The sequence below is a fragment of the Flavobacterium sp. NPDC079362 genome (assembly GCF_050267765.1).
GTDB classification, from domain to species: Bacteria; Bacteroidota; Bacteroidia; order Flavobacteriales; family Flavobacteriaceae; genus Flavobacterium; species Flavobacterium azizsancarii.
Genome location: NZ_JBNNFM010000001.1, coordinates 406,740 through 428,700 on the forward strand (window position 1 = coordinate 406,740; position 21,961 = coordinate 428,700).

12 protein-coding genes are annotated in these 21,961 nt (G+C 36.6%); 11 read left to right on the plus strand and 1 reads right to left on the minus strand.

Features of this window, described 5'->3' with window-relative positions; translation table 11 throughout:
* The first annotated feature begins 77 nt into the window (after positions 1–77).
* The 8 genes from ACQKCJ_RS01770 to ACQKCJ_RS01805 all read left to right on the plus strand — a co-directional run bounded on the left by ACQKCJ_RS01770 (position 78) and on the right by ACQKCJ_RS01805 (position 18,842).
* The gene (locus ACQKCJ_RS01770; RefSeq protein WP_271334084.1) at positions 78–2,567 is read left to right on the plus strand and encodes a glycoside hydrolase family 2 TIM barrel-domain containing protein; all 2,490 of its coding nucleotides are present in this window, start codon (positions 78–80) and stop codon (positions 2,565–2,567) included.
* Positions 2,568–2,697: 130 nt separating this feature from the next.
* The gene (locus ACQKCJ_RS01775; RefSeq protein ID WP_271334085.1) at positions 2,698–5,097 is read left to right on the plus strand and encodes an alpha-xylosidase; all 2,400 of its coding nucleotides are present in this window, start codon (positions 2,698–2,700) and stop codon (positions 5,095–5,097) included.
* 608 nt (positions 5,098–5,705) lie between these two features.
* On the plus strand, positions 5,706–7,712 hold the full coding sequence (locus tag ACQKCJ_RS01780; RefSeq protein ID WP_271334086.1) for a glycoside hydrolase family 97 protein: 2,007 nt from the start codon (positions 5,706–5,708) through the stop codon (positions 7,710–7,712).
* Positions 7,713–7,986: 274 nt separating this feature from the next.
* On the plus strand, positions 7,987–10,146 hold the full coding sequence (locus ACQKCJ_RS01785; RefSeq protein WP_271334087.1) for a glycoside hydrolase family 3 C-terminal domain-containing protein: 2,160 nt from the start codon (positions 7,987–7,989) through the stop codon (positions 10,144–10,146).
* Positions 10,147–10,162: 16 nt separating this feature from the next.
* Complete coding sequence (locus tag ACQKCJ_RS01790) at positions 10,163–12,403, plus strand: glycoside hydrolase family 3 C-terminal domain-containing protein (RefSeq protein WP_271334088.1); 2,241 nt, start codon at positions 10,163–10,165, stop codon at positions 12,401–12,403.
* 109 nt (positions 12,404–12,512) lie between these two features.
* Positions 12,513–14,024, plus strand: coding sequence for a cellulase family glycosylhydrolase (locus tag ACQKCJ_RS01795; protein ID WP_271334089.1), 1,512 nt, complete (start codon positions 12,513–12,515; stop codon positions 14,022–14,024).
* A 104-nt stretch (positions 14,025–14,128) separates the two neighbouring features.
* Positions 14,129–16,078, plus strand: coding sequence for a sialate O-acetylesterase (locus ACQKCJ_RS01800; protein ID WP_271334090.1), 1,950 nt, complete (start codon positions 14,129–14,131; stop codon positions 16,076–16,078).
* Positions 16,079–16,496: 418 nt separating this feature from the next.
* Positions 16,497–18,842, plus strand: a complete 2,346-nt coding sequence (locus ACQKCJ_RS01805; protein ID WP_271334091.1) for a glycoside hydrolase family 95 protein — start codon at positions 16,497–16,499, stop codon at positions 18,840–18,842.
* Positions 18,843–18,981: 139 nt separating this feature from the next.
* On the opposite strand, the gene ACQKCJ_RS01810 is transcribed toward ACQKCJ_RS01805, so the two are convergent.
* On the minus strand, positions 18,982–19,539 hold the full coding sequence (locus ACQKCJ_RS01810; protein WP_271334092.1) for a CvpA family protein: 558 nt from the start codon (positions 19,537–19,539) through the stop codon (positions 18,982–18,984).
* A 338-nt stretch (positions 19,540–19,877) separates the two neighbouring features.
* On the opposite strand from ACQKCJ_RS01810, the gene ACQKCJ_RS01815 reads away from it, so the two are divergent.
* The 3 genes from ACQKCJ_RS01815 (at position 19,878) to ACQKCJ_RS01825 (ending at position 21,869) form a co-directional block, all read left to right on the plus strand.
* A complete protein-coding gene (locus ACQKCJ_RS01815) occupies positions 19,878–20,234 on the plus strand; it encodes a hypothetical protein (protein WP_271334093.1) in 357 nt (118 codons plus the stop codon).
* Positions 20,235–20,342: 108 nt separating this feature from the next.
* Positions 20,343–21,362: a phenylalanine--tRNA ligase subunit alpha gene (locus ACQKCJ_RS01820; RefSeq protein WP_131423455.1), complete on the plus strand. Its 1,020-nt coding sequence runs from the start codon at positions 20,343–20,345 to the stop codon at positions 21,360–21,362.
* Between the two features lie 99 nt (positions 21,363–21,461).
* Entirely contained in the window at positions 21,462–21,869 is a 408-nt protein-coding gene (locus ACQKCJ_RS01825; RefSeq protein WP_427401225.1) for a hypothetical protein, read from the plus strand.
* The last annotated feature ends 92 nt before the right edge of the window (positions 21,870–21,961 follow it).

The following is a 21,961-nucleotide window of genomic DNA, read 5'->3' on the forward strand; positions in this document are numbered from 1 at the left end:
AAACAACCGGTAGGGGATTTACAAAGTCACCTATCGGTATGTTTATATTTGTTTTTAAATATTAAAATCCTTTCAAAATGAAGAATAAAAGAAAATATTTAAATAATGGACTACCATTATTAATGCTAATCGGAATTATCTTATTGGGCTCTTGCAGCAAAAAAGAGGATGCTTTTGCAAACAGAAAAGTTTCTTTTAATTCAGATTGGAGTTTTCATCTTAATGACAGCATAATCGACAAAGATACTATTGGAGCTTCAACCAAATGGAGAACATTAAACGTTCCTCATGATTGGAGTATCGAAGGAAAATTTGACAAAAAAAGTCCTGCCGGATATGGAGGCGGAGCCCTTAACGGAGGTTTAGGCTGGTACAAAAAAACATTTAAAGTTGCCGCTGAAGACAGCACAAAAGTAACTTCGATTACTTTCGACGGCGTTTACAGAAACAGCGAAGTATGGGTAAACGGACATTATTTAGGGAAACGTCCAAACGGATACATTGGTTTTCAATATGAAATCTCCAAATACTTAAATTACGGAGACAAAAACAATGAAATTATTGTAAAGGTTGACAATTCAAAACAACCCAATTCACGTTGGTATTCAGGTTCCGGAATTTTTAGAAATGTCTGGATCGAAACCACAGATAAATTGCACGTTGCACAATGGGGAACTTATGTGACAACACCAAAAGTTACGGCTGAAAAAGCTTCGGTTAGTTTTGAAACTACTATTCAGAATCAAAACCCAGCTTCAAAAAAGGCAACAGTAACCACTACTATTTTTAAAGAAGATACAAAAGTAACATCGGTTACTCAAAATATAACGATTGGTGCGAATACCAATCAAACCATCAAGCAAGAAACTGAAGTTGGAAATCCAATTTTATGGTCAGTTGAAAAACCGGAATTGTATACAGTTGTAACAGAAATTTCAGTAGATAATAAAATTGTAGATCAGTACAAAACCAACTTAGGAATCAGAGATTTTAAGTTTGATGTAGATAAAGGTTTTATTCTTAACGGAAAACAAGTTAAAATCAAAGGTGTTTGTATGCATCATGATTTAGGTCCGTTAGGTTCCGCAATTAATACAAGAGCCATCGAACGTCAGTTGGAAATTTTGAAAGAAATGGGCGTAAACGGAATCAGGACTTCTCATAATCCTCCGGCTCCGGAACTTTTGGATTTATGTGATAAAATGGGTTTCATTGTCATGGATGAGGCTTTTGACATGTGGAAACAAACCAAAACCAAATATGATTATGGAAACGACTGGGACAAATGGCATAAGAAAGATTTAATCGATCAATTGCTTCGCGACCGTAACCATCCAAGTATTTTTATCTGGAGTATAGGAAATGAAATTCCGGAACAATGGAATGAAACCGGTGTTACAATCGCAAAAGAATTAGCCGCCATTACACGTCAGTACGATAAAACACGTCCGTTGACCGCAGCGATGAATCCGCCAGTGAACATGAATATTGACGAAGTAACGTTACAGTTCGAAAAAAAGAATGTCCAGTTTAATGCCATAGCAAAATCCGGTGTTTTAGATATTATCGGTTATAATTATGCGCATCAAACCTATAAGTATCATCAAAAGAATTTCCCGGGAGTTCCTTTCATCGCAACCGAAACAACTTCGGGTTTACAAACCCGCGGTTATTATGATACCGTTTCGGATAGTATTAAAAAATGGCCGGTACGATGGGATCTTAAATTTACAGAGGGAAATCCAGGTAACACCGTTTCGGCTTACGATCAGGTACAAACGCCTTGGGGTTCGACACATGAAGCCACCTGGAAAGTAATTAAAAAATACGAATTTCTTTCGGGAATGTACATTTGGACAGGTTTCGATTATATTGGAGAACCAACTCCGTACGAATGGCCATCAATCAGTTCCTATTTCGGAATTGTAGATTTAGCCGGTTTCCCAAAAGATGTTTATTATATGTACCAAAGCGAGTGGACAGATAAAACTGTGCTGCACATTTTTCCACATTGGAACTGGAAAGCAGGACAAACTGTAGATGTTTGGGCATATTACAATAAAGCCGATGAGGTTGAATTGTTCCTTAACGGAAAATCAGTTGGGATTCGAAGTAAAAAAGGAGACGATTTGCATGTAATGTGGAGAATTCCTTTCCAGCCCGGAACGCTAAAAGCAATTTCTCGTAAAAACGGAAAAACAGTTTTAGAAACCGAAATCAAAACAGCCGGAAATCCTGAAAATTTAAAACTGACAGCAGATAGAAGCAACATCAAAGCCGATGGAAATGATTTGTCATTTGTAACAATTGATATTCTGGATGCAAAAGGAACTTTGGCTCCAAATGCAAATAATGAAATCCATTTCTCGTTAAAAGGAAACGGAAAAATCGTAGGGGTTTGCAGCGGAGATCCGGTAAGTCATGAATCGTACAAAGGTTCAAAACATACCGCTCTTAACGGAAAATGTTTAGTCATTGTCCAGTCTGATACAAAAACAGGAAGACTGGAATTAACCGCTCAGGCAAATGGATTAAAACCCGCAACGATTGTAATTACAGCAGAATAATAAGTTACCCTCCTAACAGGTTTCCAAAACCTGTTAGGTATGGATAGATTTTTATTAAAGTATTAAATAAAATACCTAACAGGTTTTGGAAACCTGTTAGGAGAATTAACATTTAGAATAAATTAAACCAATGAGAAACGCACAACTAAAAGCATTGTTTTCGATCTTCATGTTTGGATTTTTGGTAACGCCAAAAGCGTCTGCACAAATTCAGAACGCAGATGTGTTGAATGCTCCTATAGATATCAGCAAGGATTTTCAGAATTATATGAATACCTTTTATTTTGCCGATGAACTGACTGCTTTTGATCCTGCAACAGGAAAAGGAACAATTAAATATCTGAGATACAATTACAAAACGCGTCAGGCTTTCAACAACATGATGATGAAACCGGAGGTAGTTCCTGCAAACGAATTTCCAACGACAGAATATCAGGCTTCACCAGAATTGCCGTTCCAGATTCAGTTTGTATCAGATAGAACCATCAGAATCAAAACCACTTCAGGACCGCAATTTCATCCTGAAAAAGAGTCTTTGATGTTGATAAATGGTGTTGCACCAAATCATCCTGAATTATGGAAATATTCTAAAATCGAAGGCGGACATAAATACACCAGTAAACATGGTTCAGTTGAAATTTTAACAAAACCATGGCACGTAAAGATTTACGACGAAACAGGAAAATTATTGACCAGTACACTTCATGATTCAGATCTTCAAAATACGTATACGCCAACACTTCCGTTTTCGTATGTGCGCAGAAACAGCGACTATTCAAGAAGTATGGGAGCTGCTTTCAGCCTAGAACCGGACGAAAAAATATTTGGTTGCGGAGAATCTTTCACACAATTCAATAAACGCGGACAAAAAGTAGTTTTATGGACAGATGATGCAAACGGAATCCAGAACGAAACGATGTACAAACCTGTTCCGTTTTATATGAGTAGTCGTGGTTACGGAGTTTTCATGCACCATTCAACACCCATTACGGTTGACTTTGGAAAATATTACGCAAGTGCCAACGAAATGTATATTGGTGATGATGAAGCCGATTTATTTTTCTTCATCGGAGAACCAAAAGACGTTTTAGACCAATACACAGATTTGACCGGAAAAGCAGCAATGCCACCACTTTGGTCGTTTGGTTTCTGGATGAGCCGAATCACTTATTTTTCTGAAAAAGAAGGAAGACAAGTAGCAAAAGATTTGCGTAAATACAAAATCCCAACAGATGTAATTCACTTTGATACCGGTTGGTTTGATGTAGACTGGAGAAACAATTATGAGTTTTCTAAAGACCGTTTTCCGGATGCTCAAAAAATGATGTCAGATCTTAAAGACGATGGTTTTCATGTATGTTTATGGCAATTGCCGTATTTCTCACCAAAGAATACCTTGTTCAACGAAATCATGGATAAAAACTTAGCGGTAAGAGATCGCAAAGGAAATCTTCCTTACGAAGATGCTGTTCTTGATTTCTCAAACCCTGAAACTGTAACCTGGTATCAGGCAAAATTGAAACATTTATTCGATCAGGGCGTTTCAGTTTTCAAAGTTGATTTTGGAGAAGCAGCACCGCCAGACGGAATTTACCATTCAGGAAGAACCGGTTTCTACGAACACAATTTATATCCATTAAGATACAACAAGGCTGTAGCCGAAATTACCCAAAAAGAAAAAGGTTATACTTTAATCTGGGCAAGAAGTACTTGGGCAGGATCTCAGCGTTACCCATTGCATTGGGGTGGAGATGCTGAAACTACAAACGGAGCAATGTCGGCAGAATTGCGTGGCGGACTTTCATTAGGATTAAGCGGATTTAGTTTCTGGAGTCATGACGTTGGAGGATTTGCAACAAAATCACCGGAGAATTTATACAGAAGATGGGCGCCTTTCGGGATGTTTACCTCACACGTAAGAAGCCACGGAGAACCTCCGCGCGAACCTTGGTTGTACAGCAAAGATTTCCTTGAAGGATTTAGAAAAGCAGATAATATGCGTTACGAATTAATGCCATATATCTACGCCCAGGCAAAAGAAAGTTCACAAAAAGGATTACCAATGATGCGCGCTTTATTTGTAGAATATCCAAATGATCCGGGCGCATGGTTAGTTGACAATGAATATTTATTTGGATCAAGTATATTAGTTGCACCACTTTTTGAAGAAGTGACAGAAAGAGACGTTTATCTTCCTGAAGGAACTTGGATTGATTACCAAACTAAAAAAGTATACCAATCAGGCTGGCATAAAATTAAAGCCGGAGAAGTGCCAATTGTAGTTTTAGTAAAAGACGGAACTGCATTGCCTCACATCGCTTTGGCACAATCTACAAAAGACATGGATTGGAGCAAATTAACCTTGAAAGTATACGCAAGCGATAAAACAACTTCGGCAACAGCCAAAGTATTTTTACCTGACGGCGATGCGGTACAAGAAATTAAAGTAACCAAAAACGGAAACAATTTTGACGTAACTTCAAATCCATTAAAAGGAAAAACGACTCTAAAAACGGAGTGGATAAAATAAATCAGTTGCTTTATCCCATAGGGATTTAATGTCGGTAGAAACATCAACCATTGTAGTCATTTTTCCCGTTAGGGAATACACAAAATAAGATATATAATTCCTGACGGGACATTGAAACGGGTATTCTGTTTTTTTCTACCAACATTAAATCCCTACGGGATAAAAAAAATGAAAATCTGCTGAATCTGCCAGATCTGCGTGAAAAAAGAAACACATAGAAAAAGAAATCATTTTAATCGGTGTAATTAGTGGCAAAAAAAATAATTCGTGCAATTCGTGGCAAAAAATAGACATAGATTAAAAAGATTAAAAATTGAGAATTAAAAATCTGCCAGATATGCGTGAAAAAAAATAAACACATAGAAACATAGGATTTTGCAAACTTTAAATAAGTAAACAAAAAAGCACGCTTTTCACACATAGTCCCCATAGCTATCGGGATGTGTTAATGCAAGTGAAACGCCTATTACAAGATTACAAAATCCTATGTTTCTATGTGTTAAAAATATTTCCAATCAGAATAAAAATAAGTTTTTGTTGAGTTTCTAAATCGGGTGAAAGCACAAGCAACACCCGATTTATTAAAAATGAATTAAGAAAAAAATATCATGAAAAATTACCTCATTCTTCCCGCTTTAATCCTTTCAGTTTCGATTGGATACAGTCAGAAAAATAAAAATGCTTATGAATTGGCCTCGCCAAACGGGCAAAACAAAATCAAATTTGAGTTAGTAAAAAACGCTCCAAAATATGCGGTTTCACACGGGAAAACCGAAGTGATTACACCATCAGATATGGGATTTTTGCTAAAAGGAAATGAAAACTTAAGCACAGATTTCGAAATCAAAAGTGTAAAGAATTCGACTTTCGATGAAACCTGGGAACAAGTTTGGGGAGAAAAGAAGAACATCAGAAACCACTACAATCAGCTTTCTGTTCAATTACAGCAAAAAGCGGGAAACAAACGTAAGCTTGAAATCCAGTTTCGTGCGTTTGATGACGGAATCGCTTTTAGATATGTATATCCAAAACAAAGTGTAAAAGACAGTATTTTCATTATGGATGAAAAAACCACTTTTAACTTAAAAGAAGATGGAAAAGCATGGTGGATTCCGGCAAACAGAGAAAACCGTGACGAATATCTTTTTAACGATGCGGCGGTAAGTAAGCTGGACACGGTTTTGACACCATTAACGATCGAAAGCAAAAGCGGATTAGCATTGAGTTTTCACGAAGCAAATTTAGTTGATTTTGCCAGTATGACTTTGGTAAACACAACCGGAACGCAACTTAAATCTGATTTGGTGCCGTGGTCAGATGGTGTAAAAGTTCGAGTAAAAGATACGTTTACATCTTCATGGAGAACACTTCAAATAGGAGAAAATCCATCAGATTTGATTACTTCTTATTTGATTTTAAATCTGAATGAACCAAATAAATTAAAAAACATCACAAGTTATTTCAAACCATACAAATACTTCGGAATTTGGTGGGGAATGCACATTGGGAAATATACTTTTTGGGAAAGCGACAAACAAGGCGCAACCACGAAACACGCCGAAGAATATATTGATTTTACAGCAAAAGAAGGATTTCATCATTTGTTAATCGAAGGCTGGAACAAAGGCTGGACACCACAATGGTATGAAAACCACATGCACATGTTCAGTTTTACAAAAAGTGCAGACAATTTCGACTTAGAAAAAGTAGTAGAATACGGAAAGAAAAAAGAGGTAGAATTGATTGGTTATCACGAAACAGGATCAAACTTAATCAATTATTTAAAAGAAGTTGATGCAGGTTTTGCTTTATATAAAAAACTGGGAATTCATTCGGTTAAAATTGGACACGTAGGTTCAAAACTGAACATGAAAGAAATGCATTTTGGACAATTTGGAGTAAATTATTTCAGATATATATTAGAAAAAGCGGCGCAATATGATTTAGCCGTATTGTACCATGAATCGATAAAAGATACAGGAGAACGAAGAACTTTCCCAAACATGGTTTCGAGAGAAGCAGCAAGAGGACAAGAATACAACGCTTGGAGCGAAGGAAATCCGCCAAATCATTTGACAATTCTTCCGTTCACCAGATTGCTTTCAGGACCAATGGATTATACACCGGGAATTTTTGATGTTGAGGTAAAACAAGGATATCCAGGCAAAAGAGTGCACGGAACCGCAGCACAACAATTGGCATTGTATGTAACGATTTATGCGCCAATCCAGATGATGGCAGATCTTCCTGAAAATTATGAAGGAAAACCAGCATTACAATTCTTAAAAGATGTTCCAACAGATTGGGAAGATACTAAAGTTTTGGAGGGAAAAATTGGAGAATATATTACAACAGCCCGTAAAGACAGACACAGTGCTGATTGGTATTTAGGAACAATTACCAATGAAAATGCAAGAGACGTAAATGTTTCTTTATCATTTTTAGATCCAAACGCAACTTATGAAGCTCAGATTTATGCTGACGCCGAAGGAACTGATGAAACACATAATCCATCAGCAATAGCAATTTCGAAGAAAACAGTAAAAGCATCAGATTCATTAAAATTGCATTTAGGCGGAGCAGGAGGAACAGCAATTAGATTTAAAAAATTATAGATATAGATTGGCAAACCCGACAGGTTTTCAAAACCTGTCGGGTTTACTTGACGTAAAGATTAGAATTTAAATATCCTAACAGGTTTCCAAAACCTGTTAGGTATATATTTAACGTAACGATTAGATTTAAAAAAATATAATTTATTAGGTTTCAAATATCCTAACAGGTTTTTAAAACCAGTTAGGTATATATTTAACACAACGATTAGCTTCAAAAAAATATAATTTATAAAAATGTAAAACCCGTAGGGTTTAATAACCACAATTTTTTTAAATGAAAAACGACATACTACATATTGTTTTTATTTTGGCTATCAATTTGGTGTCTTCACAGCAAAAGCAATATCCTTTTCAGGATCCTAAATTAGATACTGAAAAGCGTATTGATAATTTGTTATCGTTGATGACGCTTGATGAAAAAGTTCAGGCATTAAGCACGAACCCGTCGGTAAAAAGATTAGGCGTTTTAGGTACAGGTCATGTAGAAGGATTGCACGGTTTAGCACTTGGCGGACCGGGAGAATGGGGCGGAAAAAACAAACAACCCGTAACCACCACCACTTTTCCTCAGGCTTATGGTTTGGGAGAAACCTGGGATGTTGATTTGTTACAAAAAGTCGCGAATGTTGAAGGTTACGAAACCCGTTATGCATTTCAAAAATACCATCGCGGCGGTTTAGTCGTTCGTGCTCCAAATGCCGATATTGCAAGAGATCCGCGTTGGGGACGTACCGAAGAAAGTTATGGAGAAGATGCTTTTTTTAACGGAACTATGACCGTTGCTTTTGTAAAAGGATTACAAGGAAATAATCCCAAATATTGGCAAACGGCTTCATTAATGAAACACTTTTTGGCCAACAGCAACGAAGATGGCAGAACCTATACATCATCTGATTTTGATGAAAGACTTTGGCGAGAATATTATGCGTTGCCTTTTCAAATGGGCGTTGTCGAAGGAGGATCACGTGCTTACATGGCGGCATACAATAAAGTAAACGGAATCCCGGCAATGGTACATCCGATGTTGAAAAATATTACCCAAAAAGAATGGGGACAAAACGGAATCATTTGTACCGATGGAGGCGCATTCAAATTATTACTTTCAGATCATAAATATTACGCAGACAAATATCTTGGCGCTGCGGCAGCCATAAAAGCGGGAATTAATCAATTTTTAGATGATTATACAGAAGGTATTTACGGAGCACTTTCGCATGGATATTTAAAAGAAAAAGATATTGACGACGTTATTCGTGGCGATTATCGCGTAATGATTCAATTGGGAATGTTAGACGTTTCAGATGAAAATCCTTATTCGAAAATTGGAACAGAGAAAGATACAATCGATCCCTGGAAAACTGAAGCACATAAAAAAATCGCTTTGGAAGCCACCCAAAAATCAATCGTTTTACTTAAAAATGATTCAGAATTATTGCCTTTACAAAAAGATAAATTAAAAACCATTGCCGTAATCGGACTTCATGCAGACGAAGTATTGTTGGATTGGTACAGTGGAACTCCACCTTATACCATTTCTCCTTTACAGGGGATTAAAAATAAACTGGGAAACAATGTTGAAATTCTTTACGCTAAAAACAATATTGATGGCAAAGCAGTTTCAATAGCAAAAAAAGCAGATGTTGTCATTGTGATTGTTGGGAATCATCCGGTTTGTAACGCAGGTTGGGCAGATTGTCCCGTTCCGAGTGAAGGCAAAGAAGCTGTCGATCGTCAATCCTTGACATTAGAACATGAAGATTTAATTAAACTCGTGTATCAGGCGAATCCCAAAACGGTTGTAGCCTTGATTAGCAGTTTTCCGTATGCGATAAACTGGACACAAGAACACGTTCCGGCAATTGTGCACATGACGCAAAACAGTCAGGAAACAGGAACGGCTTTGGCCGATGTTTTATTTGGAGATTATAATCCTGGCGGACGACTGACACAGACTTGGGTGGCAGCCATTACAGATTTATCTGAATTATTAGATTATAATATCAGAAATGGCAGAACCTATATGTATTTCAAAGGAAAACCTTTATATGCTTTCGGTCACGGATTGAGTTATACCACTTTCAAATACAATTCTATTGAAACCAATTCAGAAACTATTGCTAAAAATGGTGAAGTAAAAGTAATTGTTTCGATCACTAATACTGGAAATAAAGATGGAGACGAAGTAATTCAGCTATACGTAAAGCAATTAAATTCAAAAGTAGAACGTCCTGAAAAAGAGTTAAAAGCATTTCAGAGAGTTTTCTTTAAAGCCGGAGAAACTAAGAATGTTTTTTTAACTTTAAAAGCTAAAGATTTAGAATATTGGAATACCGGAAAACAACAATTTGAATTAGAAAATAATGTAATTGAAATTCAGGTTGGAAGTGCTTCAGATGCCATTCTTCTAAACAAAAAAATAACTATCAAAAACTAAAAAAAAAGTACTAAGCATGAAAAACAAAATCATATACCTATCAGCGGCGTTGGCTTTTGCAGTATTTACTTCTTGTAAAAATGATGCAAAAAGTGAATCAGGTTCTGATTCAGGAGAACCAAAAGAATACAAAGGCAAAGAAATAGGATCAGAACACGATGCCGAAATAGATAAATTAGTGTCTCAAATGACATTGGAGGAAAAAATCGGAATGCTGCACGGTAACAGCATGTTTACTTCCGGCGGTGTAAAACGTTTGGGAATTCCCGAACTTAAAATGGCCGACGGACCTTTAGGGGTTCGTGAAGAAATTTCTCGTGACAACTGGGCTCCGGCAGGATTAACAAATGACTTTGCAACGTATTATCCGGCAGGTGGAGGACTAGCTGCAACATGGAATGCTGAAATGGCGTATACTTTCGGAAACAGCCTTGGACAGGAAATGCGTGCAAGAGACAAAGACATGTTACTTTCGCCGGCGATTAATATCGTAAGAACACCGCTTGGAGGAAGAACTTACGAATATATGTCTGAAGATCCGTTTTTGAACAAAAAAATTGCAGTGCCTTTGATCGTTGGTTTACAGGATAATGATGTTATGGCTTGCGTAAAACACTTTGCCGCAAACAATCAGGAAACCAATCGTGATTTTGTCGACGTACAAATTGACGAGCGTACGCTTCGTGAAATTTACCTTCCGGCATTCGAAGCTTCTATAAAAGAGGCTCATGCGTATAGTGTAATGGGCGCTTACAACAAATTTAGAGGAGAATATTTATGTGAAAACGATTATATGCTGAACAAAATCCTTCGTGACGAATGGGGATTTAAAGGCGTTGTAGTTTCAGATTGGGCTGCGGTTCACTCTACAGTAAAATCTTTAAAAAGCGGATTAGATATTGAAATGGGAACTCCAAAACCTTTCAATGAATTTTTTCTTGCCGATAAATTAATCGCTGCCGCAAAAAACAAAGAGATTTCAGAAGCAGAAATTGACATTCACGTAAAAAGAATCCTGCGCACTTTATTTCAGGTAAAAGCAATGGGCGGAAAAGACCGTGCAAAAGGTAGCATCGCAACCGAAGCACATTATCAGGATGCTTATAAAATCGCTGCAGAAGATATCGTTTTACTGAAAAATGAGAATAACGCATTGCCATTAAAACTAGATGGAGTAAAATCTATTGCCGTAATTGGAAACAATGCAACAAAGAAAAACGCTCTGGGCGGATTTGGTGCAGGAGTAAAAACCAAAAGAGAAGTTACACCGCTTGAAGGTTTAAAAAATAGATTGCCATCTTCAATTACAATCAATTATGCCGAAGGATATTTAGAGCGTTATGATGAAAAAAACAAAGGAAATTTAGGAAATATTACTTCAAATGGTCCTGTAACAATTGATCACTTAGATCCTGCTAAATTACAAGAAGCCATAGAAACAGCTAAAAAATCAGATGTTGCAATTATTTTTGCAGGTTCAAATCGTGATTACGAAACAGAAGCTTCAGATCGTAGAACTTTAAAATTACCATTCGGACAAGAAGAATTAATACAGAAAGTATTGGCCGTTAACCCAAGAACTATTGTAGTTATGGTTGCCGGAGCGCCTTTTGATATTGATGCTGTCAGCAAAAAAACTTCAGCTCTGGTGTGGAGTTGGTTCAATGGTTCTGAAGGAGGAAACGCTTTAGCCGATGTAATTTTAGGAAAAGTAAACCCGTCAGGAAAATTACCATGGACAATGCCGAAACAAATTATGGATTCTCCTGCGCATGCTACAAACAGTTTCCCCGGAGGAAAAACAGTAAGTTATGCGGAAGGAATTTTGGTAGGATACCGTTGGTTTGATACTAAAAACATCGCGCCATTATATCCTTTTGGATTTGGATTGTCGTACACCACTTTTGCTTTCGATAATGCAAAAACAGACAAAACTTCTTATGCAGAAAATGAAACAATCACTGTTTCTGTAGCCGTAAAAAACACAGGAAAAGTAGACGGTAAAGAAGTAGTGCAATTGTATACTTCAAAATCTGATTCGAAAATTACACGTGCTGCACAAGAATTAAAAGGTTTCCAAAAAGTATTGGTAAAATCAGGAAGTTCAAACACCGTAGCCATAAAAGTTCCCGTAAAAGAATTGGCTTATTACGATGTTGCCACTAAAAAATGGACTGTTGAACCAGGAAAATACACTTTGAAATTAGGAAACTCTTCAAGAGATATCAAGAAAGAAGTTGTTATAACAATTAAATAATACTTTGAAACATTAATGCTCTTTGATTTTTATTAAAGAGCATTATTTTAATAAATAAAAATGAAGTCGCGTGAATAAAACTTAGAACTAACTATCAAAACCAAACCAAATGAAAAACACAATTAAGAGTTACCTGTTTAGTGCCATTTTATGTTTGTCTTTTCTTACGATCTGGGCATGTAGTTCAGATAAAGACATAACCAATCCAACACCAGCAGAAAAAACACTAACAGCAGATACCAATAAAATTGATTTTTTAGGCAAAGGAAACGATGCGATTGTAAAAATCAATACGAATGTACAGACATGGACAATTGCCAGTTCTAATACCAACTGGATACAATTAAGCCAGACATCAGGAGTTACAGGAACGGTTATCGTTAAAATAACGGCTTTAGAAAATACAACTGCCGAAGCAAGAACAGCAACTCTAACTTTAAGTTCATCTGAAGCGCCGTCAGTTCAAATTTCAATTTCACAGGCAGGAGGAACTGTTAATACAGGTTTATACCCAAGTTACAATACAAACCCTCTTGCGGCTGATGCTTCAGCAATGAGCAGTACCGCAGTTCAATTGGCAGCAAAAATAAAATTAGGCTGGAATATTGGCAACACTTTAGAAGCGACAAACGGAGAAACTGCTTGGGGAAATCCAAAAGTAACCAAAGCATTAATCGATGCAGTTAAAGCAAGTGGTTTCAATGCCGTTAGAATTCCATGTTCTTGGAATCAATATCTGGCCAATACAGCAACAGCTCAAATCAGAACCGAATGGTTAGACCGAGTGAAAGAAGTGGTACAATATTGCGTTGATAATAATATGTATGTTGTAGTAAACATTCACTGGGATGGTGGATGGTTAGAAAACAATATTACCGAAGCTAAAAAAGAAGAAAACAACGCCAAACAAAAAGCATTCTGGGAACAAATCGCAACACATTTACGCGGATTCGACGAGCATTTACTTTTTGCAAGTGCAAATGAACCAGCGGTTGAAGATGCGGCACAAATGGCCGTTTTAACTTCGTACCATCAAACCTTTATTGATGCTGTTCGTTCAACAGGAGGAAAAAACGCATACAGAACTTTGGTAGTTCAGGGACCAACAACAGATATCGAAAAAACAAATAAACTAATGCTGACTTTGCCAACTGATTCACAAGCAAATCGCATGATGGTCGAAGTTCATTATTATACACCATGGAATTTTGCGGGATTAACTAAAGATGAATCCTGGGGAAAAATGTTCTATTATTGGGGAACAGGTTATCACTCAGCAACAGATACAGATCGAAATGCAAGCTGGGGCGAAGAAGCAGATTTAGAGAAATATTTCAAATTAATGAAAACCCAATTTGTCGATAAAGGTATTCCTGTTTTGTTAGGAGAATTTGGCGCCATTCGTCGAACAACCTTAACTGGGGACGCTTTGACTTTGCATTTGGCTTCAAGAGCTTATTATTTAAAAACGGTGGTAAAAACAGCCAAAGCAAATGGATTATTACCTTTTTATTGGGATGAAGGAAGTCTTGGCGACAATAGTTTCGGAATAATTAATCGATCTAATAATACTGTTTCGGACACTCAGGCAATGAATGCAATGATCGAAGGATTACAATAAAATAGAAATTCACCATATAAGTGATATAAGTAAACATGAGTTCAGCCTATGAGTAAAACTTAAATTATCTTATATCACTTATATGATTTAAAACAATAAAGACAATGAAGAAAAGCATAATCTTTCTTTTTATAATGTGCAATATCTTGGTAAATGCCAATGTTAGAATGCCTATATTATTTTCTGACGGAATGGTTTTGCAGCGCAACAAAGAAATTCCGGTTTGGGGTTGGGCAGAACCAAATGAAAAAGTGGAAGTGCATTTCAATAAACAAACCAAAACTGTCCAAGCCGATAAAAACGGTAAATGGATAATTAAACTTTCTGCTGAAAAAGCGGGTGGGCCTTTTGAGTTATCCATTACAGGAAAAAATAAAATCGTAATCAAAGATGTTTTAGTCGGTGAAGTCTGGATTTGCAGCGGACAATCTAACATGGAATTTCAGATGTACAAAACCATGAACGCTGATAAAGAAATGGCAGATTCCAATTATCCTATGATTCGGCATTTTGGCGTTGCTCAGGATTTAAGCGGAACACCAAAAGAAGATTTAAAAGCCGGAAAATGGCTGGTCGCTAACAAAGACAATATCCGTGATTTTACAGCCGCAGGATTTTTCTTCGCCAAGAAATTATATGCAGAACTAAAAATCCCAATCGGAATCATAAATACTTCCTGGGGCGGTACGAATGTCGAAACCTGGACAAGTCACGAAGCTTTCGAAAAAAGTAATGATTTCCAAGCCATGATTGCCGATGTTCCGCAAGTAGATATGGATGCCGTTTTTGAAGTGTATAAAAAATCGGTTCTTGATAATGTGAAAAAAGTTCAGGGTTTTGATGTTTCCATGGAAAATGAAAATCAATTCAAAGAATTCAGTTTCGATGATAAAAATTGGCCGGAAATAAAAGTACCATCGTTATGGGAAAACCAGCAAATAGGCAATGTCGATGGTGTAGTTTGGATGCGAAAAACAATCATTTTATCCGCTGAACAAGCCAAATCCGAAGCCATTTTACATTTATCAAAAGTCGACGATGAAGATATTACTTATGTAAACGGTGTTGAAGTAGGGACGAATAAAATCTGGGAAGCATTAAGAATTTATAAAATTCCGGCAGGAACTTTAAAAGAAGGTAAAAACATAATTGCCGTAAGAATCGCAGATTATTCTGGCGGCGGCGGAATCTACGGCGATCCTGCCGATCTTAAAATTCAGTTCAAAGACACTAATATCTCGCTTGAAGGACTTTGGAAATTCAATGTTGTGGATGTAAAAATCGCAGTTTCACCAAACAGTTATCCGTCATTATTATACAATGCGATGGTAAATCCGTTAATTCCGTATGCTTTTCAGGGCGTTTTATGGTATCAGGGCGAAGCCAATGTTTGGCGAGCAAAGCAATACAAAAAATCATTTCCGTTAATGATCAACGATTGGCGCACAAAATGGAATCAGGGTGATTTCCCTTTCTATTTTGTACAATTATCCACTTTTGATGAATTCAAAGGCAATAGTAAAGTCGGAAGTCGTTGGGCAGAACTTCGCGAAGCACAAGCCGAAACCCTAAAATTAAAAAACACCGGAATGGTTGTAACCACAGATATTGGTAACGCAAAAGACATTCACCCTACAAATAAGCAAGACGTTGGTTTGCGTTTGGCGGCAATTGCTTTGAATAATGTTTACGGCAAAAAGCAAGTTTACAGCGGACCAACTTTTAAGTCTCAGGAAATAAAAGGAAACGAAATAATCCTTACTTTCGACAATCTAGGAAGCGGATTATCAACTTCTGACAATTCAGAAAACATAAAAGGATTCGAAATCGCCGGAACCGACAAAGTTTTTCATTCCGCGAAAGTGATAATAAAAAACAACAAAGTCATCGTTTCAAGCGAAAACGTAAAAAATCCCGTAGCCGTTCATTACGGTTGGGCAGATGATGATACCGAAATCAATCTTTTCAACAAAGAAAAATTTCCCGCATCGCCATTCAGAACCGATAATTGGGAAATGATTACAGCAAACGCAATATATAAGGTGACTAAATAGATAATCTTGATTTCCTAACAGGTTTCCAGAACCTTTTAGATATATTATAGGTAATTCCAGAATGTTTATATTAGCGATAAAAATAATAATCAGATCGGGCTATCCGCGCTACTTCGGTAGCCAGATCCTCTCCCTCACGCGCGCATATTGGGGTTGCGTATCCTAACAGGTTTCCAAAACCTGTTAGGTATAATTGTTAAAAGAAGCCAAAAATCAGAATATATAAAGCTGATTTTCCGATATCTTAACAGTTTTTTTCAACCTGTTAGGTATGATAATGTAATATTGGAGCGAATAATAATAATACCTAACAGGTTGAAAAAACCTGTTAGGATATCATAAACAAACAAAAGAATACATGAAGTCAAATCTCATTAAGACATTTTTTATTTTATTATTCACCTCTTTCTGCCTAAACATGTCAGCGCAATCCAGTCATGTTTTATGGTACAATCAACCTGCAGAATTTTTTGAGGAAAGTTTGGTTTTAGGAAATGGAAAAATGGGCGCAACCGTTTTTGGCGGCGCAAATTCAGATAAAATATATCTGAACGATGCCACACTTTGGTCAGGCGAACCCGTAAATGCCAATATGAATCCGGAAGCATATAAAAATATTCCGGCTATTCGCGAAGCGCTCAAAAACGAAAACTACAAACTAGCCGACGAATTAAACAAAAAGATCGAAGGCAAAAATTCCGAATCATTTGCACCTTTAGGAACATTAGAAATCAATAATTCCGAGAAAGGAAAAGCGGTTAATTATTATAGAGAACTCGATATTTCGAAAGCACTATCAAAGGTGAGTTACGAAATGAACGGTATAAAATTTACCCGTGAATATTTTGTTTCGGCACCGGACCAAATCATGGTAATCAAATTGACAAGCAGTGCAAAAGGAGGTTTGAATTTTGATATTAATTTAAAGAGTCTGCTAAAATCAAATGTCGAAGTAAGAAATAATATTTTGGTAATGAAAGGATTTGCTCCAATGCATGAAAATGCAGGATATACGATTTTGCCAAAATATGAAAAAATAAACGAAAGAGGAACAAGATTTACAACGTTAATTCAAATCAAAAAAACAGACGGGAAAATTACAAGCTCCAGAGAAACGTTAACTTTAAAAGATGCGACGGAAGCCATTATTTACGTTTCTGTTGCCACAAGTTTTAATGGTTTTGATAAAAATCCCGCAAATGAAGGATTAGATGATGTATCAATTGCATTGCAAAACCTGAATAAATCATACTTAAAATCATTCGATCAATTAAAAGAAGCTCATGTTGCTGATTATCAAAAATTCTACAATCGTGTAACTTTAGATCTGGGAAAAACAACTGCTCCGGATCTGCCTACAAACGAACGTTTACTGCGCTACGCTGATGGTAAAGAAGATAAAAACCTTGAAATTCTTTATTTCAATTTTGGACGTTATTTACTAATCAGCTCTTCGAGAACTTTGGGCGTTCCAGCGAATTTACAAGGCATTTGGAATCCGCATTTAAACCCGCCATGGAGCAGTAATTATACCATGAATATCAATCTCGAAGAAAATTACTGGCTGGCTGAAAACACCAATCTTTCAGAGATGCATTTACCACTTTTAAGCTTCATCAAAAATCTTTCGGTAACCGGAAAAGTAACGGCAAAGACTTTTTATGGTGTTAACGAAGGTTGGGCTGCTGCTCACAATTCTGATATTTGGGCAATGACAAATCCGGTGGGACAATTTGGAAAAGAAGATCCAAGTTGGGCGTGTTGGCCATTATCCGGAGCCTGGTTGAGTACACATATTTGGGAACATTATATTTTTACTCAGGATAAAGATTATCTAAAAAAAGAAGGATATCCAATCATGAAAGGGGCGGCGCAATTCTTTTTAGGCTGGATGATTACGGATAAAAATGGGAATCTAATTACATCGCCATCCACTTCTCCGGAAAACAAATACATTGCCCCAGACGGATTTATTGGAGCAACCATGTATGGCGGAACGGCAGATTTGGCCATGATTAGAGAATGTTTTGATAAAACAATAAAAGCTTCAAAAGTATTAAATACCGATGCTGATTTTAGATCGAAACTGGAAACGGCACTTGCGAAATTCCATCCGTACCAAATTGGTAAAAAAGGGAATCTGCAAGAATGGTATTTTGACTGGAATGACGAAGATCCAAAACACCGTCATCAATCACAATTATTCGGACTTTTTCCTGGCGATCATATTACACCGGAAAAAACACCAGATTTAGCCGAAGCTTCAAAAAAGACATTAGAAATAAAAGGTGATGAAACGACAGGTTGGTCAAAAGGTTGGAGAATCAATCTTTGGGCAAGGCTTTGGGACGGAAATCGTGCCTATAAAATGTTCCGCGAATTATTAAGATATGTTGATCCGGACGGAAAGAAAACCGAGAAACCAAGAAGAGGAGGAGGAACGTATCCGAATTTATTCGACGCACATCCGCCCTTTCAAATCGACGGAAATTTTGGCGGAGCCGCAGCCGTTGCAGAAATGCTCGTTCAGTCAGATGAAAACGAAATCAGATTATTGCCCGCTTTACCAGACGCTTGGGAAACTGGTTCAGTAAAAGGAATCTGCGCCCGCGGCGGATTTGAAATCGAAATGAACTGGGAGAATAAGACCCTGAAGAAAGTTACGATTTTTTCTAAAAGAGGAGGAAAAACAACTTTAATTAATGGAGATAAAAAACAGAATATCACGTTGAAAAAAGGAGAAAAATTAGAAGTTAACTGGTAAAATAGTTCTAAACTCAATCTTTGTCAAACCCGATAGGTTGAAAAACCTGTCGGGTTTTGCATTAAAAAACGAATGTCATCCTGAGCGAAGTCGAAGGCTTGATTATAGGAACGGGCTTCGACTCCGCCTGACAATTCAATTATTCTTTTTTATTCTCAGCATTTTCATTAGACTTCTCTTCAGAAGTTTTAGCATGTTCTTCTTTAAAAACATCATACCATTTTTCGATAGAAGGATAAACGAAAGCAGCTACTTTTTTTATCGGATTATAAAAGAAATATTTATCGAAAGTTTCTTTTTTGGCAAAAGTTTCATTGAAGTTCATTTTCTCAAAAAGGGCAATGAATATACTTAGAATCAGGACCGTTTTTAAGATTCTAAAGAACCCCCCTCCCAGTTTATTTGCCCATCCAAGGAAAGCAAAATCAGCAATTCCGGTAAGGATTTTGGCAAGGAAATAAACGCCAATTACCACCAGAATAAAAGTCAGGATAAAAGCGGTGATTTGTATCGTATTTGGATTCCATGAAACGTGTTTCATAATCACTTCCTTCATAAAAGAAGAGAATTTAATCGCAATATAAATTCCCAATAATAAAGAAATAAAAGAAGCAACTTCTACAAAAAGACCATTTTGGATTCCTTTGTATAAACTAAAAGCCAAAAGAGCACCAACAATAATATCAAAAAAACTCATGTTTTCTGTTTGTTTAATTAAAGCGCAAATATAAAAGAATTATCTGCTTTTCTTAAGGCTTTAGGTTCCTAAACCCGACAGGTTTTTAAAACCTGTCGGGTTTGTCAACAGAATTATAACCTGCGTTAATATATTAAATCCGTATAATCCGTGAACCATTTACAAATAACTGTATGAGAAATCTTTAATTTTAGGTCTTTGTACTTGAACTTCCTATCTTTGCCATAATAATTTTTAAAGTTAAGATTGATAAACTCAGATTTAAATAACCTTTAAATCATGCTTCAGTCTAGAATCTCCCGATAACTTCGGGACTAAAATCCACAAACACAATTAAAATGTCCAGAGATACACAACTAAAAGAACGATGGGAAAAGCTCGTCGATATACTATCTAATCAGTTTTCGCAAGGAGAAGATTTAGATCTAGATGCCATAATTTACCTAATTGGAGTTCAGGAACTCGGAAAAATACACCGTGAATTCAAAAAAGACGAAAAATTAAACCTGATGCACATTGCTATTTGCCGATTATTAGAGCCTTATGGGTTTTATGAATTCGACTTTTTTGATGCAGAAGGATGGCCACATTACAAGGTAAAAGAAGAATTGCCATCATTAAGAGCAGGAGAACAATCGGTTTTGATGAAAGAGGCGATTGTAAATTATTTTTTAGAAAGAGAACTTATAGAATAGGTTCCAGTCACAGTTTTCAGAATTTACCTGAGTTAGCAATGAAAACTGCAACTCAGACTAAAGACTTTCAACTAAAATCCTTAAATTTGCACCTTCAAAGTAAGATCGATGATAGATAAGATAAAACAACATATAGAGGAAGCTAAAGCCTTTAATGATAAAAATAAAGAATCCTTAGAGCAATTCCGTATTAAGTATTTAGGCAGTAAAGGATTGTTGAAAGAACTTTTTACAGAGTTCAAGAATATCCCAAACGACCAGAAAAAAGACTTCGGACAAGTAATAAATACTTTAAAAGCTGTTGCTGAAGAAAAAGTAAGAGTTATTCAGGAAGAACTGGAAAGTAAAGAAGAAGTAAAAGGAATTTTTGGCGATTTGACACGTGCTGCTGAACCGGTAATTATTGGTTCCCGTCACCCAATTTCGATCGTTAAAAATCAGATTATAGATATTTTTGCCAACATTGGCTTCAACGTTTCCGAAGGTCCGGAAATCGAAGACGACTGGCATAATTTTACCGCATTAAACTTACCGGAATACCATCCGGCGCGTGATATGCAGGATACATTTTTCATTCAGACCAATCCTGACGTTTTGTTGCGTACGCATACATCATCTGTTCAGGTGCGTTATATGGAAAATCACAAACCACCAATTCGTACTATTTCTCCGGGACGTGTATTTCGTAACGAAGCAATTTCGTCACGTTCGCACTGTATCTTCCATCAGGTAGAAGGATTGTATATTGACAAAGACGTATCGTTTGCTGATTTAAAACAAACATTGCTTTATTTTACTAAAGAAATGTTCGGAAAATCAAAGATTCGTTTACGTCCGTCATATTTCCCGTTTACAGAACCAAGTGCCGAAATTGATATTTATTGGGGTTTAAAAACCGAAACCGATTACCGTATCACAAAAGGAACTGGTTGGTTAGAAATTGGAGGCTGCGGAATGGTTGATCCAAACGTTCTTAAAAATTGCGATATCAATCCGGACGAATTTAATGGTTTTGCCTTCGGAATGGGAGTAGAGCGTATCGCAATGTTATTATACCAAATTGGTGATATTCGTATGTTTTACGAAAACGACGTTCGTTTCTTAGAGCAATTCAAAGCAAATATATAATTTAAGTCGAAAGTCATAAAGTCGAAAGTTGAAAGTCTCATAGTATTGGCTTTATGACTTTCGACTTTATGACTTTTGACTTTTAAATTTTTGACACATATGAAAGCAGATATAACAATCCCCGAAGTAGAAAACGTATTTCTTGCCGCTGTTCAGGAATGGAGCGACGATTTTATGGAGAAAGTGTGGTACGCCTATCTTGTAAACGACAGCGACTTTAATTTAGACAGCGTAATGGTAGTCTCTAAAGCATTTGGGACTATCGATGGCGAAATGAAAAAAACATCAGTTCTTCGTCATGCCTTTGTAGAGGTTCCGGCAGTTTCTGTAGTAAAAATCGAAATGGTCGAAAAGAGTTTGTTAGCTTTAAATAACGAATTCATGGTAACTTTCTTTATCGACAATAAACTATTCGATAAGAAATTCATCTTCAAATCAAACCTAATCAATGAAAATGATACTGAAGAAGTGCCAATTTTGTTTGTTGAAGGCGTGATGGTCAAGTAGGTTAGTTCTCAGTCTCAGTCTCAATTTTTATCATAGCTTATAAAGTTGGAATAATTTAAATAAAAAGAGTCCGGAAAATTTATTTTTCGGAC